This window comes from Deinococcus phoenicis (genome assembly GCF_000599865.1).
Taxonomy (GTDB): domain Bacteria; phylum Deinococcota; class Deinococci; order Deinococcales; family Deinococcaceae; genus Deinococcus; species Deinococcus phoenicis.
The window spans coordinates 1-714 of sequence record NZ_JHAC01000091.1; the positions used below are offsets into that span (position 1 = coordinate 1).

Consider the following 714-nt stretch of genomic DNA (forward strand, 5'->3'; position numbering starts at 1 on the left):
TCGCGCAGATGCTCAGGGGTTGAGCGAGTACGGCTGGCCGTAGTAGAGGGTGCCGTCCGGGGCGCGGTAGACCGGACGGGGTGGGGTGGCGCCGGTGTAGAGGGCCTGGCCGCCGTTGGGGAGGTCGGCGAGATCGAACACCTGTGGGAGTGCCAGCGGGCTAAGTGGTTCCACGGGTCCACGCACCACAGTTCTCAGGCTGAAGGGGGGATAGAAGCCGTCATAACTCTGGGCGGGGAACTCCCGATTGAGGTTGTAATACACCTTCCCGGTTGGGGCGGCCAATTTGGGATAGGTCTGTCTCCCGGTGCGGGCGTGGAGCGACGGCCCACTGGTCCCCGATGTCGCATATCCGATGCGGTAGGTCGCTCCGGCCACCAGCTCGACCCCAGCAGCGAGGGTCAGGACTACTCCAACGCCGGTTCCGGCTGGGACATAGGCTTCACTCAACAGCACGCCTGCACCGGCCGTCACTCTCCAGACCTGGAAGTAGATGTTCGGGCCGACATTGGTGTTTGTCAGGTCGTCTACGCCAACCAGGGTCAGCGCCTCATTCGCGGTGAACTCAAAGAGGCCCTGGGTGACCAACCCACTGTCCGCACTACCCGACGGTGCCAGCAGCATCTCATTCACCCCATCGCCCCCACCACCCAGGGGAGGCGTGGCCCAGCCATAGCCGCCCGGTGTCCGCGTCAGCACCTGCCCCGGCGTGCC

The 714-nt window shown here is 65.5% G+C and carries 1 protein-coding gene; it reads right to left on the minus strand.

From position 1 onward, the window contains the following. Positions 1-12: 12 nt before the first annotated feature. On the minus strand, positions 13-714 hold a 702-nt coding region (locus DEIPH_RS20275; RefSeq protein WP_161636094.1), incomplete at its 5' end, for a hypothetical protein.